This window comes from Pseudoalteromonas sp. SaAl2 (genome assembly GCF_052947895.1).
Window position 1 is genome coordinate 3,481,786 of sequence record NZ_CM129605.1, and the last position, 17,501, is coordinate 3,499,286.

General features: G+C 42.0%; 9 protein-coding genes and 3 rRNA genes. 4 read left to right on the plus strand and 8 right to left on the minus strand.

Annotated features, from left to right (window positions below; all coding sequences use genetic code 11):
• Positions 1-20: 20 nt before the first annotated feature.
• Complete coding sequence (gene gspC / locus ACU8V8_RS16395; protein ID WP_446888209.1) at positions 21-962, minus strand: type II secretion system protein GspC; 942 nt, start codon at positions 960-962, stop codon at positions 21-23.
• A gap of 207 nt (positions 963-1,169) precedes the next feature.
• On the opposite strand from gspC, the gene hslR reads away from it, so the two are divergent.
• From hslR to ACU8V8_RS16415, 4 genes are all read left to right on the plus strand, one after another.
• Entirely contained in the window at positions 1,170-1,589 is a 420-nt protein-coding gene (gene hslR, locus ACU8V8_RS16400; protein WP_446888210.1) for a ribosome-associated heat shock protein Hsp15, read from the plus strand.
• A 12-nt stretch (positions 1,590-1,601) separates the two neighbouring features.
• Positions 1,602-2,447: an Hsp33 family molecular chaperone HslO gene (gene hslO / locus ACU8V8_RS16405; RefSeq protein WP_446888211.1), complete on the plus strand. Its 846-nt coding sequence runs from the start codon at positions 1,602-1,604 to the stop codon at positions 2,445-2,447.
• Between the two features lie 264 nt (positions 2,448-2,711).
• On the plus strand, positions 2,712-4,250 hold the full coding sequence (locus ACU8V8_RS16410) for a phosphoenolpyruvate carboxykinase (protein WP_446888212.1): 1,539 nt from the start codon (positions 2,712-2,714) through the stop codon (positions 4,248-4,250).
• Positions 4,251-4,667: 417 nt separating this feature from the next.
• On the plus strand, positions 4,668-7,892 hold the full coding sequence (locus tag ACU8V8_RS16415) for a TonB-dependent receptor (protein ID WP_446888213.1): 3,225 nt from the start codon (positions 4,668-4,670) through the stop codon (positions 7,890-7,892).
• Positions 7,893-8,141: 249 nt separating this feature from the next.
• Here the strand turns inward: ACU8V8_RS16415 and rrf are convergent.
• The 7 genes from rrf to ACU8V8_RS16450 form a co-directional block, all read right to left on the minus strand.
• Positions 8,142-8,256 (minus strand): 5S ribosomal RNA (gene rrf / locus ACU8V8_RS16420).
• A 136-nt stretch (positions 8,257-8,392) separates the two neighbouring features.
• A 23S ribosomal RNA gene (locus ACU8V8_RS16425) occupies positions 8,393-11,279 on the minus strand.
• Positions 11,280-11,574: 295 nt separating this feature from the next.
• Positions 11,575-13,110 (minus strand): 16S ribosomal RNA (locus ACU8V8_RS16430).
• Together the 16S, 23S and 5S rRNA genes form the textbook arrangement of a ribosomal RNA operon.
• A gap of 576 nt (positions 13,111-13,686) precedes the next feature.
• Positions 13,687-15,045 (minus strand): bifunctional UDP-N-acetylglucosamine diphosphorylase/glucosamine-1-phosphate N-acetyltransferase GlmU, encoded by a 1,359-nt coding sequence (glmU, locus tag ACU8V8_RS16435; protein ID WP_446888214.1) that lies wholly within the window; start codon positions 15,043-15,045, stop codon positions 13,687-13,689.
• Positions 15,046-15,386: 341 nt separating this feature from the next.
• A complete protein-coding gene (locus ACU8V8_RS16440) occupies positions 15,387-16,286 on the minus strand; it encodes a hypothetical protein (protein WP_446888215.1) in 900 nt (299 codons plus the stop codon).
• Complete coding sequence (locus tag ACU8V8_RS16445; protein WP_446888216.1) at positions 16,283-16,492, minus strand: hypothetical protein; 210 nt, start codon at positions 16,490-16,492, stop codon at positions 16,283-16,285. Before ACU8V8_RS16445 ends, ACU8V8_RS16440 begins: the two co-directional genes overlap by 4 nt.
• A gap of 61 nt (positions 16,493-16,553) precedes the next feature.
• Positions 16,554-17,414 carry a winged helix-turn-helix domain-containing protein gene (locus ACU8V8_RS16450; protein WP_446888217.1) on the minus strand — a complete coding sequence of 287 codons (861 nt, stop codon included), beginning with the start codon at positions 17,412-17,414 and terminating at the stop codon, positions 16,554-16,556.
• Positions 17,415-17,501: the final 87 nt, after the last annotated feature.

The window sequence follows — 17,501 nt, forward strand, 5'->3', positions numbered from 1 at the left end:
ATTAAAACTCCAAAGCTAGGTTATTGCAGGCTAAATTGCACATCGATTTGCTCACCATCACGTTCAATTGTAATGTTGGCATCGGTACTATTACGCAGCTCATTAATAGCTGACATGGCCTGTTGCATATCTGATAGTTGATAGCCGTTGATAGAAACAGCTAAATCATTATTCTGTAAACCCATTTGCTTAAATAAGGCTGGGTCTTTACCTGGGCTTAATCGATAACCGATCAGCTCACCATCTTTCATAGCTTGCGAAACACGAATATAATCAAAAAGCTTACCTGGGTCTTGCAATAGCTCATCGCGAGTTTCAATAATGGCTTCTTTAACGTCTTCGTCTGCTGTAGCATCTATTTGTTGATCAATTTCAAGCTCTCGAGGGCCTTGCTCAACATCGGCTTCACGTTCAGCTAATACAGGCATTGAGACTGTTTTAGTAAAGTCTAAGCCATCTAACATTAATGTTTCAAAGCGGCCACTTACATCCAGAATTACACGATCAGGAAGTACTTGTGCAAGTTTGGCTCGCGTACCTTTTACAACATCTTCAACTAAATAGGTCGCCTGCTGCCCTTGTGACTCTATAACAGCAAGGCCTGTTTGATCATTATCACTTACTGCTACAATGCCCGTTAAATTGATACTCAAACGAGTTTCTGGAGCATTGTTAATAACTTTCTCTTGCCTACTTGGGTTATTTTTCACCACAGCATCGGCTTTACCAAATAAATGTAGGTCAATTATAGACTTAGAATTAACGCGCTCAGATTGGTTATTAGTTGCTGTATTATAACTGGTAGGAAGAGGTGGATTTACTGGCTCAGGCCATAAAAGCCAAAATAGCTTAGCCATTAAAAAGGCAATGTAAACAACGGCTAAAAGTGTTACCACCCAACTTAATTTAGCGTAAGGTAGTTTACCTATATATTGTTTTAGCTGCTGTAATTGCTGATCCATAAATGCCATTTCTTATTTTAATTTACTGCTATATCGCGAGCCTATAGTACCTTTTCATTTTTCATTCAACAAGCGCACTAATATTAAACTTTGTAAACAAGGTAAATTAACTAGGGTTACGAGTGAGAAATACTATGACTGTTTCTTTGTCAGTTAGTTTCATGGTAAATTTTGCCTTATAGCAATCGCTTTATAAAGAGTATTATTGTGTCAAAAAGTAACACCCGTAATTTAGCGTCAACTGATGAAACAATTAATGTCCGTTTAGATAAATGGCTATGGGCTGCTCGCTTTTATAAAACCCGCGCTATTGCTCGTGACATGGTGCAAGGCGGCAAAGTACATTATAATGGCAAGCGAACTAAACCGAGTAAAATAGTTGAGCTGGGTGCGCAAATAAAATTAGCGCAAGGGGTTGATGAAAAAATCATTACTGTACTTAAAATAGTTGAAAAACGTGCCGGAGCCCCCATTGCACAAACCCTATATGAAGAATCGCAAGCCAGTATAGAAAAACGCGAAGCAAATAGTATTGCCCGCAAAAATAATAGCTTCTTTGCCCCGCATCCAGATCGCAAGCCGGATAAAAAACAAAGACGCGAACTTTTAAAAATGAAATCAAGTTAGGTAATGTCACTCATGCAACAAGATTTACTTCACCGTTATACATTTGATCAACTAGACGTCAGAGGCGAACTAGTTCAAATAGAACAAACCTATCAAGAAATGATCTCAGGTCATGAATACCCTGTTGCTGTACAAAAACTATTAGGCGAGCTTTTAGTGGCTACATGCCTTTTAACAGCAACCCTGAAGTTTGAAGGTGACATAGCCGTGCAACTACAAGGCGATGGCCCTGTTAAATATGCTGTTATTAATGGTGATGATCAGCAAAACATGCGAGGAATTGCTCGCTTACAAAGTGAAGTAACAGGAAATACCATACAAGACCTTATTGGCAATGGCGTCATGGTATTAACCATTACACCCAACCATGGTGAGCGTTATCAAGGTATCGTCCCTTTAGAGCATAAAACCCTAGCTGAATGTTTAGAAGCTTACTTTGCCCAATCAGAGCAGCTACAAACACGCCTTTGGTTTGCTACAGATACTACTACCGGTTCAGAAAAAGCATCAGGGCTATTACTGCAGGTTTTACCTGTAAATAAAGAAAAGTCGATCGAGGACTTTACACACCTTGAAGCACTTACTAATACGATTAAAGATGAAGAATTGCTAACATTAGCTGCAACAACTGTGCTTACTCGCTTGTACCATGAAGATAACCCGCGTGTTTATGAGCCTCAGCCTATTAACTTCAAATGTGGCTGTACACGTGAGAAAACAATAACGGCATTGGTAAATGTTGGTCAACAGACACTACTTGATGATGTAGCAGCTAATGGCGAAGTAAAAATCAGCTGTCATTATTGTTTAAAAGATTACATCTTTTCTGAGCAAGATATAAAAAGTATTTTTAACTAAAGCACCTCTTTAATCTGCTCAATAATCAAGCCGCAATAGTTGCGGCTTTTTTTGTGCGCCCAATTGATACCGGTGTCATAAATTTTATGATTTTTATGACACCGGTATCATTGAAATTATTCATGTTTTTTACCAAATATATGTGTTTTTAGACCTTTCATAGGCTCGAATATCCCTAATCCATCTGTTACTATAATTACAGCTTAAAGGGAAACAAGAACCCCAGAGCTATCCCGTTCAATCTCACACAATTTAGGTATAAACATGACTTCAAGCGCTACTCGTTTTGTCGATCTAACTGCAGCTGAACTTGTCGAACACGCGATCCGTCGTGGCGAAGGGACTTTAGCCGCCAATGGAGCTTTTGTTGCAAAAACTGGTCACCGTACTGGTCGCTCTCCAAAAGACCGTTTTATTGTTCAAGAACCAAGCACTGAAAATGATATTCAATGGGGCAATGTAAACCGCCCTTTCGATGCAGATAAATTTGACGCTTTATGGGCACGTGTAGAAGAACATGTGCAAAGCAATGACCACTTCATCTCTCACCTTGAAGTTGGCGCTGATCCTGAGCATTACTTACCCGTAGTTGTAACTACAGAAACTGCATGGCATCACATTTTTGCCAAAAACATGTTTATCGAACCTAAATCTTATAATGCATCTGATTTACCCCAGTGGCAGGTAATGAATGTTCCTTCATTTGTATGTGACCCAGAACGTGATGGCACAAACAGTGATGGCACTGTAATTATCAACTTTGCACAACGTAAAGTATTGCTAGCAGGTATGCGTTATGCCGGTGAAATGAAAAAATCAATGTTCTCAGTTCAAAACTTCCTACTTCCAGCAAAAGGTGTATTACCAATGCACTGCTCTGCTAACGTAGGCGAAGCTGGCGATACTGCTTTATTCTTTGGTTTATCTGGAACAGGTAAAACAACCTTATCAGCAGATCCAACACGCTTTTTAATCGGTGATGACGAACACGGCTGGGCACCTGGCAGTGTATTTAACATCGAAGGCGGTTGTTACGCGAAATGTATCGACCTTTCACAAAAGAATGAGCCGGTCATTTGGGATGCTATTCGCTTTGGTACTATCTTAGAGAATGTAGTACTTGATGAAAATCGCGTACCTGACTTTAACGATACTAGCTTGACTCAAAATAGCCGCGCAGCCTATCCTCTTGAACATGTTGAAAAGCGTAAAGTTGAAAACCGCGCAGGTGAACCAAAAGCAGTTGTATTCTTAACATGTGACGTTAGCGGTGTTTTACCACCTGTATCTGTGTTAACAGAAGAAGCAGCAGCATTTCACTTCTTAAGTGGTTACACGGCTAAAGTAGGTTCAACTGAGATTGGCTCAACAAGTGATATTGAATCAACTTTCTCAACCTGCTTTGGCGCTCCGTTCTTCCCACGCCCAGCAGGCGTTTATGCAGAGCTTCTTATGAAGCGTGTACGTGAGTTTGGCGCTAAAGTATACCTAGTAAACACAGGTTGGACTGGTGGCCCTTACGGCACTGGCAAGCGTTTTGATATTCCAACAACACGCGCTGTTGTAGATGCAATTGTATCGGGTAAACTGGCTGGTGTTGAAACTCAACATATTGATGTTTTAAACCTAGATGTACCCGTTGCTGTACCGGGCGTAGAAAGTGAGCTACTTAACCCAATCAATACATGGGAAGATAAAGCTAAATATGCTGAATACGCAGCTAAGCTTGCAGCAGACTTCACTGAAAACTTCGCTAAATACGATGTTTCAGATGAAATTAAAAATGCAGGTCCTAAAGCATAACTACATGCTTTAAAGTTATATTAAACGCCAGCCACGAGCTGGCGTTTTTGATCAGATAAAGCATACTTTTATTCATTATCAAAACAGAATTATTTAACTTCTTCCCTTATGACTGCTCTTTTGTCACTAAGCCCTAATGCTACTAGAAAATATATTTACTCATCCAAGCAATAGCTTTTAATAGTTAAAATATTTTATGCGAAAACATTTACTTTCTTTTTCTTTATGTTAAAAAGTAACGACGCATATTAAATTAAATGTTACTTTATTACTCAAAATGAGAGTTAAATGTTAATTTGAGTGTAATCTAATTTGGCATACTAAGTCTTAATGTCAGATAAAAAGGATAACTTCTCGGGTAATCAAATTACTTATGAAGTTAATGGTCATTATAAAAAGAAACGGAAAAATTAAACCATGTCAACACGAGTCACCTGTAGCTGTAATAAAAATATAAAACGAACTAAAACCCGGCTTAGCTTAGCGGTTTCATATGCAATATTAGGTTTGTGCCCATTATTACTTTCAGCTCAAAATTCGCAAGTAAATGACAGCGATGTCATGTCAATTAATGAAGATGATCCTATTGAAGTCATCGAAGTAACAGGGATCAGAGGTAGTATCAATAGCGCGCAAAATCTTAAACGTTATGCCGATACAGTAAAAGATGTCATTACCGCTTCAGATATTGGTGCATTACCTGACAAATCTGTAACAGAAGCCTTACAACGTGTGCCAGGCGTTACCATTGAACGTTTTGCTTCATCGAGTGATCCAAAACATTATGCTGATGAAGGTACTGGTGTTTTAGTTCGCGGTTTAGACCGAGTGCGGTCTGAGGTGAATGGCCGTGATGCATTCAGTGCAAATCCAAATGGTGGTTTAAGCTATGAAGACTTTCCTGCCGAATTACTCAACGCCGTAGAGGTGGTGAAAAACCAAACATCAGATCTTATCTCTGGTGGTGTTGCTGGAACTGTAAATTTAATTACCCGTAAACCATTTGATTCTACCGACCGTATAATCTCTTTTAACGCCAAAGCAAACTATAGTGATTTTCGCGATGAAACCACCCCTTCTTTCTCTGCGCTTTTCTCTGATAATTGGGAAACCAGTGCTGGTAAGTTTGGCTTTTTAATTGCAGCATCTCAATCCGAGTATAAAACCCGTGGTGATGGCGTTGGCTTAGGTAACTTTCATGCTCGTGGTGACTCCTTCATTCCGACACTAGATCAATGGGGCGGCATCACAGGTGTTGACCCAAGCTCCCCTGTAGATGGCGCAGCTTTGCCAGGGCAAGAACCTGCAAGTGTTTGGTATGTGCCTGCAGCGATCCACATGAGTACAGCAACCAATGACCGAGAACGAACTGGCTTCACTACTTCATTACAATGGGCAAGTAATGATGACAAAATTGTCGCAACGCTTGAACACATCAACTCAAAAGCATCTTTAGAGTGGAATGAGCGTCAAATAGGACAGGCCGCACAGGGCTTTAGAGGCTTTATGGGATCATCGCAAAATTGGCAAGATGATTCTGCAAATGGCCACCCATTAACGACAGAGAATGGCTTTGTCACATCAGGTATTGCGCTTGGCGTTAGCCCTGAAACGCCTTTTTTCTACCGCAGCCGCTGGAACTACAATGAGAGCACAGTTGAAGACACTTCATTTAATCTTGTCTTAAAGCCAGTCGATAGACTCACCTTAGAGTTCGATTATCAACATGTAGACTCGGAAAAGGTCGTAAATAATTACAGCATGTCAGGCCAAACTAGAGGTAACCACGTTCATGCCGTATCACCGTATTTTCTGGATATGCGCGGTGACAGACCTACAGTTGAGTTTCTCAGTGAGAACATAATGACTGCGGGTTGGTCGCCAAATGAAGATTGGGACGGTCCAGTGCCTAATTTATTTTTAGGCAGTGGTATGGAACAAGAAGAGCATAATACAGCAACAGCAAACAGCTTTAAATTTGATATGAATTATGAGCTTGATGGTAATTTTACAAACATTAAAGCTGGCTTCTATATCTCAGATAAAGACCTAACTGTGCGCGATACAGCCTATGAGGGATGGTCGGCAATTGGTACCCCTTGGATACAAGCAGACCGTAATGCCGCAGCAGCAATTAACCGCCCTGAACTATTTGAACGCGTGGACTTTTCTGATTACTACCATGGCCAAGTACTACAAGGAGGCGTGAACAACTTTCTTTTCCCTAGCATGGATCTAGTTAAAAACTACGCAGACTCTTTGCGTCAAGGCTGTGAGGATGGTTGGCATAATGCCACAAATAGCGCCGCAAACAATGGGACGTGCTCAGGCACTTACGTCCCCTATGCAGATAAAGATAATCGTGTCGAAGGCCCTTTTGCAGCCCATAATATTAGTTCAACAAATGAAAAGCGTAGTGAATTTTACATTCGCAGCGATTTTGATTTTATAGATTTAGCAATTCCAATTACAGGTAATATTGGTTTACGTTATGTGAACTATCAATTGCAATCAACAGGCGCTTTTGTGCAGCCACAAGTAATTAAACGTGGTGAACTTGGTACATCATTAAATGACGTAATGCAACAGGCTGAATATAAGCGTTACTACGATATTGCCAATGGTGAATCTCAATTAAGTACTGTTGATGGAACCGACTACAACACTATACTGCCGAGTTTAAATTTAAGTTTTGGCGTAAGCGAAGATGTCGTTGTGCGCTTTGGTGCATCGAAAGCATTGTATTACCCAAGCTTAGTAGACGCACGTAACATCAGTATCCTTAATTTAGATTATACACGTCGCCTACAAAACCCTGGCGCCGACTATGACGAAGCCAATAATCCGGTTGTTGCACTTGATGATATAGAGCTAACGGCATTATCTGGTAATCCTAATCTAAAACCTGAAGAATCAATAAACCTTGACCTATCAACAGAATGGTATTTTGCTCCAGCAGGCTATGTCACAGTAGGCCTATTTAATAAAAAACTCAGTAATATTATTCGTAATAGAGCTTTCGATTTAGACGTTACCTACAATGATGAAACCTATGATGTATCTGCTTATGGCCCTGCAAATACAGGTTCTGGTACCATCCGAGGGGCTGAATTTTCCTACTCTCAATTCTATGACATGTTACCTGGTGCATTTAGCGGTTTAGGGTTACAGTTTAACTACACCTATATAGACCAAGACGGATTAGAAGATCCAAACAAAGTATCTGCGGGTACTCTTGGCTTTGATGAGAACGGTAACCCTATCGCAGATAATCGCAACACCTTTCGTGTCTTTACTGATTTACCACTACAAGGCTATTCAGACCAAAATCTAAATATTATTGGTATGTACGAGTACGAAAACATTTCATTTCGTCTCGCTTATACTTGGCGCTCTGAGTATCTGTTGACACTACGTGAATCGGAAGAATACGTCCCAGCTTATGCTGAAGCTTCAGGTATGATGGACGCTAGCATATACTACACCATCAATGATCATTGGAAGATAGGCTTTGAAGCGAGCAATCTACTCGATACAGAAACAAAAACTCAGTATCAATTAGATCAAGATGGCACCAGAACTGAAGCACTCAGTTTTACCACAGATCGCCGCTACGCATTAAGCGTTCGTGCAATATTCTAAATATGAAAGCTCGAGTTTGCATTCACTTATAAGGAGTGCGAGTTTTTCAAGATTAAAATACAAGCCAAGGTAAGGTGTAAGTTGGCCCAGAGGGATTGTGGCGTTCCTTTAACCGTGGGTTTCATGATATTCAACCCACGCTACGGTGTATTGATTGACGCAGGGCGGCTCGCTAACTCGCGAGCTAATTCACTTTCCTGCAGACGTAAAAAAGCCCGATTCTTTCGAATCGGGCTTTCTCAATTTGGAGCCTGGCGATGACCTACTTTCACATAACAAATGCTACACTATCATCGGCGCTGTTTCGTTTCACTACTGAGTTCGGCATGGGATCAGGTGGGTCCAAAACGCTATTGTCACCAAGCAAATTTGGTGTCAGTCCGTATTTCTACGTACTAACTAAAATTTGGAATTTCTGATAATAAAAAGTCTTCAGTAATCTACTTTAGTTATATTAACTTCTTCGCTTAAACTGTCGCATAAAACGCGTTTGGCGTTGTATGGTTAAGCCTCACGGGTAATTAGTACAAGTTAGCTTAACATGTCACCATGCTTCCACATCTTGCCTATCAACGTTGTAGTCTTCAACGGCCCTTCAGAGACTTTAAAAGTCTAGTGAGAACTCATCTCGAGGCCTGCTTCGCGCTTAGATGCTTTCAGCGCTTATCAGTTCCGAACGTAGCTACCGGGCAATGCCATTGGCATGACAACCCGAACACCAGCGGTTCGTTCACTCCGGTCCTCTCGTACTAGGAGCAACCCCTCTCAATTCTCAAACGCCCACGGCAGATAGGGACCGAACTGTCTCACGACGTTCTAAACCCAGCTCGCGTACCACTTTAAATGGCGAACAGCCATACCCTTGGGACCGACTTCAGCCCCAGGATGTGATGAGCCGACATCGAGGTGCCAAACACCGCCGTCGATATGAACTCTTGGGCGGTATCAGCCTGTTATCCCCGGAGTACCTTTTATCCGTTGAGCGATGGCCCTTCCATTCAGAACCACCGGATCACTATGACCTACTTTCGTACCTGCTCGACGTGTCTGTCTCGCAGTTAAGCTGGCTTCTACCATTACACTAACCGTACGATGTCCGACCGTACTTAGCCAACCTTCGTGCTCCTCCGTTACTCTTTGGGAGGAGACCGCCCCAGTCAAACTACCCACCAGGCACTGTCCGTAACCCCGATTCAGGGGCCAACGTTAGAACATCAAAACTACAAGGGTGGTATTTCAAGGACGACTCCACAAAAACTAGCGTCTCTGCTTCTAAGTCTCCCACCTATCCTACACATGTAGGTTCAATGTTCAGTGCCAAGCTGTAGTAAAGGTTCACGGGGTCTTTCCGTCTAGCCGCGGGTACACAGCATCTTCACTGCGATTTCAATTTCACTGAGTCTCGGGTGGAGACAGCGTGGCCATGGTTACACCATTCGTGCAGGTCGGAACTTACCCGACAAGGAATTTCGCTACCTTAGGACCGTTATAGTTACGGCCGCCGTTTACCGGGGCTTCGATCAAGAGCTTCGTCCGAAAACTAACCCCATCAATTAACCTTCCGGCACCGGGCAGGTGTCACACCGTATACGTCATCTTGCGATTTTGCACAGTGCTGTGTTTTTAATAAACAGTCCCAGCCACCTGGTCACTGCGGCTCCCGTCCGCTTAGAGAGTAAATCTCATCACAGATAGGAGCGTACCTTCTCCCGAAGTTACGGTACGATTTTGCCTAGTTCCTTCACCCGAGTTCTCTCAAGCGCCTTAGTATTCTCTACCTGACCACCTGTGTCGGTTTGGGGTACGATTCGGTATAATCTGAAGCTTAGAGGCTTTTCCTGGAAGTATGGCATCAGCAACTTCACACCCTTAGGTGCTCGTCTCGTGTCTCAGTCTTAGCAACCCGGATTTTCCTAAGTCACCAACCTACTCACTTTCACATGGACAACCATCGCCATGCTTGCTTAGCCTGCTCCGTCCCCCCATCGCAATTATACCAAGTACGGAAATATTAATCCGTTTCCCATCGACTACGCCTTTCGGCCTCGCCTTAGGGGTCGACTTACCCTACCCTGATTAACATGGGATAGGAACCCTTGGTCTTCCGGCGTGCGGGTTTTTCACCCGCATTATCGTTACTCATGTCAGCATTCGCACTTCTGATACGTCCAGCATACCTCCCGGTACACCTTCAACCGCTTACAGAACGCTCCCCTACCACTCAGAATAAATTCTGAATCCGCAGCTTCGGTGCATAGTTTAGCCCCGTTACATCTTCCGCGCAGACCGACTCGACCAGTGAGCTATTACGCTTTCTTTAAAGGATGGCTGCTTCTAAGCCAACCTCCTGGCTGTCTGGGCCTTTCCACATCGTTTCCCACTTAACTATGACTTTGGGACCTTAGCTGGCGGTCTGGGTTGTTTCCCTCTTCACGACGGACGTTAGCACCCGCCGTGTGTCTCCCGGATAGTACTTTACGGTATTCGGAGTTTGCAAAGGGTTGGTAAGTCGGGATGACCCCCTAGCCTTAACAGTGCTCTACCCCCGTAAGTATTCGTCCGAGGCTCTACCTAAATAGATTTCGGGGAGAACCAGCTATCTCCCGGTTTGATTAGCCTTTCACTCCAAGCCACAAGTCATCCCCTAACTTTTCAACGTTAGTGGGTTCGGTCCTCCAGTTGATGTTACTCAACCTTCAACCTGCTCATGGCTAGATCACCGGGTTTCGGGTCTATACCTTGCAACTATTCGCCCAGTTAAGACTCGGTTTCCCTACGGCTACCCTAATCGGTTAACCTCGCTACAAAATATAAGTCGCTGACCCATTATACAAAAGGTACGCAGTCACCCAACAAGTGGGCTCCTACTGCTTGTACGTACACGGTTTCAGGTTCTATTTCACTCCCCTCACAGGGGTTCTTTTCGCCTTTCCCTCACGGTACTGGTTCACTATCGGTCAGTTGGGAGTATTTAGCCTTAGATGATGGTCCACCTATATTCAGTCAAAGTTTCACGTGCTCCGACCTACTCGATTTCACTTAAAATGTCTTTTCATGTACGGGACTATCACCCTGTATCGTGGCACTTTCCAGAGCCTTCCATTAACACATAATAAGCTTAAGGGCTGTTCCGGTTTCGCTCGCCGCTACTTCCGGAATCTCGGTTGATTTCTTTTCCTACGGGTACTTAGATGTTTCAGTTCTCCGCGTTCGCCTCGTTAACCTATGTATTCAGTTAACGATACCTGCAAGCAGGTGGGTTTCCCCATTCGGAAATCTTAGTCTCAAGTGCTTTTTACTAGCTCGACTAAGCTTATCGCAAGTTAATACGTCCTTCATCGCCTCCAACTGCCAAGGCATCCACCGTGTACGCTTAGTCACTTAACCATACAACCCAAACGGGTCTTTGTTTCGTGACAGTTTAACTTCGCCAGAAGTTAATATTGAATACTAAAGTAGATACCAATCAACAAACGTAATCGTTCATTAAATGGCACTGAATGATACTGCTATCATTCTTTTTTACTTTTGAAAACTCTGTACAAATAACAATGTTATTCATACGAATTTTATTATCAGCTTTTCCAAATTTTTAAAGAGCATATTAATTAGTTAAGCCAGTGGCTTAGCTAACTAACAATCATCTGTGTGGACACTACGAACAAATAAGTTCTAAATCGTATAAGGAGGTGATCCAGCCCCAGGTTCCCCTAGGGCTACCTTGTTACGACTTCACCCCAGTCATGAATCACTCCGTGGTAAACGTCCTCCCGAGGGTTAGACTATCTACTTCTGGAGCAACCCACTCCCATGGTGTGACGGGCGGTGTGTACAAGGCCCGGGAACGTATTCACCGCGTCATTCTGATACGCGATTACTAGCGATTCCGACTTCATGGAGTCGAGTTGCAGACTCCAATCCGGACTACGACGCACTTTAAGTGATTCGCTTACTCTCGCGAGTTCGCAGCACTCTGTATGCGCCATTGTAGCACGTGTGTAGCCCTACACGTAAGGGCCATGATGACTTGACGTCGTCCCCACCTTCCTCCGGTTTATCACCGGCAGTCTCCTTAGAGTTCTCAGCATTACCTGCTAGCAACTAAGGATAGGGGTTGCGCTCGTTGCGGGACTTAACCCAACATCTCACAACACGAGCTGACGACAGCCATGCAGCACCTGTATCAGAGTTCCCGAAGGCACCAAACCATCTCTGGTAAGTTCTCTGTATGTCAAGTGTAGGTAAGGTTCTTCGCGTTGCATCGAATTAAACCACATGCTCCACCGCTTGTGCGGGCCCCCGTCAATTCATTTGAGTTTTAACCTTGCGGCCGTACTCCCCAGGCGGTCTACTTAATGCGTTAGCTTTGAAAAACAGAACCGAGGCTCCGAGCTTCTAGTAGACATCGTTTACGGCGTGGACTACCAGGGTATCTAATCCTGTTTGCTCCCCACGCTTTCGTACATGAGCGTCAGTGTTGACCCAGGTGGCTGCCTTCGCCATCGGTATTCCTTCAGATCTCTACGCATTTCACCGCTACACCTGAAATTCTACCACCCTCTATCACACTCTAGTTTGCCAGTTCGAAATGCAGTTCCCAGGTTGAGCCCGGGGCTTTCACATCTCGCTTAACAAACCGCCTGCGTACGCTTTACGCCCAGTAATTCCGATTAACGCTCGCACCCTCCGTATTACCGCGGCTGCTGGCACGGAGTTAGCCGGTGCTTCTTCTGTCAGTAACGTCACAGCTAGCAGGTATTAACTACTAACCTTTCCTCCTGACTGAAAGTGCTTTACAACCCGAAGGCCTTCTTCACACACGCGGCATGGCTGCATCAGGCTTGCGCCCATTGTGCAATATTCCCCACTGCTGCCTCCCGTAGGAGTCTGGACCGTGTCTCAGTTCCAGTGTGGCTGATCATCCTCTCAAACCAGCTAGGGATCGTTGCCTTGGTGAGCCATTACCTCACCAACTAGCTAATCCCACTTGGGCCAATCTTTAGGCGAGAGCCGAAGCCCCCTTTGGTCCGTAGACATCATGCGGTATTAGCAGTCGTTTCCAACTGTTGTCCCCCACCTAAAGGCATGTTCCCAAGCATTACTCACCCGTCCGCCGCTCGTCAGCAAAGTAGCAAGCTACTTTCTGTTACCGCTCGACTTGCATGTGTTAGGCCTGCCGCCAGCGTTCAATCTGAGCCATGATCAAACTCTTCAATTAAAAGTTTTTTTGTTCCCACCCAATAAAGAGTGAAGAACAGCTCAATGAATTCTGAATTTATTTAATATCTTTCGATATTGAATTGACTGTGCTGAATAATTACTAAAAGTAACTATTCTGTTGGTCACTCAGTTTCAATTGAGACTCTAAATTTTTTGCCTTACTTAGCGAACTAAGCTCGGCTGTTAGAACTCAATCTGTACGAGTGCCCACACAGATGATTGCTTTATATTGTTAAAGAACGTCGCGATTAAAGCGCTTTGCTTTATCTCGCTAGGGCTGCGCATGTTACGCTTCCCTATTTTTTTGTCAACACTTAATTTTAAGAATTTATAATATTAAGTTTTACTCGACTCACCTACCCTTTATTCAGCGCTTTTCATTGCTGCTTGCCGGGTCAGTGGATGCGCATTATAGGGATATTAATGAAGCCGTCAACGCTTTATTTCAGTTTTATTAAATTAATTTCAATTCTGTACAAATGGCATACAAAGCGGGGGTTGAAACGGTATTTCAGCTACTTTTTGAGCGGTTTTTCTGCGGTTATAAAAAAGGCTGCAATTGCAGCCTATAATCTTATTTTTTTACTGGTCTCTTCCAACCATCTAAATTACGCTGTTTACTGCGCGCTAGTGCTAATTGGTCATCGGCTACTGTGCTGGTAATAACCGAACCTGCACCAATGGTAGCCATTGCGCCGATATTTACAGGTGCTACTAATGATGAGTTAGAACCAATAAATGAATTATCACCAATAATAGTTTTTGATTTATTCACACCATCATAGTTACAGGTAATAGTGCCTGCGCCTATATTTACTTTTTCGCCAATTTCAGCATCGCCAAGATAGGTTAAGTGATTTGCTTTAGAGCCTTTGCCTAGACGCGATTTTTTCATTTCGACAAAGTTACCAATATGCGAGTCTTCTTCCATAATCGCCCCAGGGCGAAGGCGAGCATATGGACCAAGAGTACATTTAGCAGCGACGCTCGCATCTTCAACTAATGTATTGGCTTTAATAACAACATTATCGCCGATGCTACAATTTTTAAGTACACAATTAGGGCCGATTTCAACATTGTTACCTAAAGTTACTTTACCTTCAAAAATAACGTTTACATCAATCAACACATCTTCACCGGTAGTCACTTCACCGCGTACATCGATACGCGCAGGGTCGGCAAGGGTTGCACCATTTAACATTAACTCTTCAGCCTGCCATGCTTGATATGCACGTTCAAGACCAGCAAGTTGTACACGGTTATTTGCACCTTCAACTTCCATTGGGTGATCCGGTTGCGCTGAGCTGATCTCAACACCTTCACTGTGCGCCATTGCTACGATGTCTGTTAGGTAGTATTCGCCCTGTGCGTTTTCGTTAGATAAGTTACCTAACCAGCTTTTTAATAGCTTGCCATTAACAGCCATAATGCCAGTGTTAACTTCGTTTATAAGTAACTGCTCTGGTGTTGCATCTTTTTGCTCAACAATACCTACTAACTTACCATCAACGCGTAACATACGACCGTAACCATTAGGGTTAACTAAGTTTACTGTAAGTACGGCTAAGCCATTACTAGGGGTTGCAGCAAGTAAACGCTCCAGGGTTGACTGCTTTGTAAGTGGTACATCGCCGTATAAAACCAGTACAGTGTCGTTATCGTTAATATGAGGATTTGCTTGTGCCACTGCGTGGCCTGTACCTAGCTGCTCAGCTTGAAGTACCCAGTTTACATCGTTGTCAGCAAGTTGTTGTTGTAATAATTCGCCGCCATGACCATAAACCAAATTAGTTGATGTCGCACCAAGTGCATTAGCATTATCAATAACGTGCTGCACCATAGGTTTGCCTGCAACTTTGTGCAGTACCTTAGGAAGAGCTGAACGCATACGAGTACCTTTACCCGCTGCAAGAATGACAGTTGTTAAAAACATTAAAACAATTTCCTTCTTTCTTTGTTTTATTGAAATAAGTAAGCGAGCGTGAATTCAATAAGATTACGTAAGTCACATCATGTGCACCTACTCAGCAGCAATCTAGCAGTAGCCACTGAATCTAAGCTGAAATTATTATTCGCTTTATTTGCGACTATTGTAGCGAGGATTGATGAAGGATATAAGTAAAAATATTATGAGTGACTTCTACTAACCTAAATTGCAAAGCGTTATCCAACTTTAATTTTCAACCTGAGTTACTTTAAATATTTTATTATTATGTGCCGTAATCGAACCAATAAATAGAGTATTAACTGCTTCGTTATAATCAATACTTCTTATCACCCTTGAGCTTTCTCCTTTGAAAACAACCTGGGGGCGGTATTAAAACCTACACTAAAATCATATAAGAAAACATTTATACCATCTGAATGAAATAGTTTATTGCCATCTAGCGATAGAGAGTGCTTATATTTCATTGGATTTAAATCAAGCTCTTTAATGACTAAATTTTTCCAACTATCAAAAATTAGTAGCTTGTTTTGTGCAGAAAGAAATATATATTGTGTTGACGACAGTTGATCAAACCACACAGCATTACTTATGGGCAATATAACGTTCTTTTTCGTTGTTCTATCATAAATGTAAGATGAATTACCCGAAGAATGACTACTACGTACAATAAAGCCTATATTTTTATTTATCAAAAACTCAGTGTTAACAATAGTATTATTAACCTGAATAGAGTCTTTTAAATTAATCAGCTCAGTATCACGAATTTCTATCGTCTTTGTAGTGACTCGTAACGCCTCTTCACCATCTCGTGACACTCTTAATAGCGGATTAAAATCAATACTCGATTTTGTGTTTATATTTTTTGTTGTTTCATCCAGAACTTGCAATTTATAGGAACGACTAGTCCCTAAATCATTTTTTGCACTAAGAAAAAATATATCTCCATTATTCGTTACTTGCGGGAATATGTGAACAAGTAAATCACTATCAGTTAATGAATCGGATAAATTAAAGCTGTTTAAATCAATTTTATTAATATCAGCATTGTAAGGATATTGAAAAGCCAACATTTCATTTGGACTAATTGGTAGGGTCATAGAGTAAAGCGACACTCCTTGCATTGATGTTTTACTTAATAGTTTTTGCTCGGATAAAGAGTACTGAAATAAAATGTTGTCTACATTGTCGTACCAAAGTAATGAATCTAACTCCTGGTTATACTTCAATGTCCAGATACGATTTTTAGTCGTAAACAGATGAGTTTGAGCTCCCCCTCAATATCTGTAATGTACAACTCACTAAAACCAAATTGATGCCGTTCAAAAACTACTTTATTTTTACCTTCTATATGCGCTAAAAATTTATCACCGTAAGAGTTTAGGTTCGGAGAGCTTATTTGATACTCTTCACCTGTTATGAGGTTACGATTCATCAATACAGCAAGCTCATCCCGATTACGATAACCAAATTTAGAATATACGAGGTTAGTATCATTAATACCCTCCCCAAAAAAAAGGCAAATGTGAGCAATCAAACAAATATCTACTCTCGCCAGCAAAGTTACTATCAACAATAAATACCTGACAATCCAAGCCATTACTTTGCCAGTAGATAATCTCATTATTGTTATGAGACCAACCAACTGGGTGTAGTTCATAGCCAGGTTTAATTAATAGTTTTTCTTTTCCCGTAGCAAGCTCTTTATTAATTAAAATAAACTCTGAAGTTGCATATTTTATAAGTGTAAAAACTAAATTTTTCTCATTAGGCGAAAGTGAGAGAAAAGAATGCACCCCTTCTTTCATGGATAATATTTCTTCTTGGTAGTTTCTATCAGTAACTTTTACTTCGTCCTTTTTAACAGTCCACATAAATATACTAACTACAATGCTTGCTAACAGAATGGTCATTAAGGCAAATAACCAAACACTGTATTTTTTTGTCACTGGCTTAGCGGCTTCTTTAGCATCTAGGTCATTGACTGGTGTTGAGTTCGGGGTTTGGTAACCTCCTTCTATAATTTCAATATCGGGTACAAAACTATACCCTTTTCTGTAATGTGTTTTGACAACTAAAGCAGCTTGGTTTGGGGATTTTAAGATTTTTCGAAGTTCTGATATCGCGCGATTTATGGCGTTATCATCAACGTAACTTTGACACCAAACATCATCGATTAGATTTTGGCGGGTGATAATAGTACTTTGATTTAAGATGAGATAACTTAAAATTTTAAACAGTAGTGGCTCTAGCTCTTTTTCAACGATGCCATCACTAATTATTTGCCGCTTTATATTTAAACACCAAGCACCAAACTTTACTTCTACTACTGAATCCGGAAACTCTGCTTGTTTCATTTTTTCGCTTACATAATATCCTTATAGCAGCTTATTTATAGCTTGATCTCCATAATAAACCACCATTTCCCATTAACCGCAGGTTAA

Excerpts from the sequence above, each read along its gene's own strand:
- hslO (WP_446888211.1), top strand. The coding sequence starts at position 1,602 with ATGCAACAAGATTTACTTCACCGTTATACATTTGATCAACTAGACGTC.
- ACU8V8_RS16415 (WP_446888213.1), top strand. The coding sequence starts at position 4,668 with ATGTCAACACGAGTCACCTGTAGCTGTAATAAAAATATAAAACGAACT.
- gspC (WP_446888209.1), bottom strand. The coding sequence starts at position 962 with ATGGATCAGCAATTACAGCAGCTAAAACAATATATAGGTAAACTACCT.
- ACU8V8_RS16410 (WP_446888212.1), top strand. The coding sequence starts at position 2,712 with ATGACTTCAAGCGCTACTCGTTTTGTCGATCTAACTGCAGCTGAACTT.
- glmU (WP_446888214.1), bottom strand. The coding sequence starts at position 15,045 with ATGTTTTTAACAACTGTCATTCTTGCAGCGGGTAAAGGTACTCGTATG.
- ACU8V8_RS16450 (WP_446888217.1), bottom strand. The coding sequence starts at position 17,414 with ATGAAACAAGCAGAGTTTCCGGATTCAGTAGTAGAAGTAAAGTTTGGT.
- ACU8V8_RS16445 (WP_446888216.1), bottom strand. The coding sequence starts at position 16,492 with ATGAATCGTAACCTCATAACAGGTGAAGAGTATCAAATAAGCTCTCCG.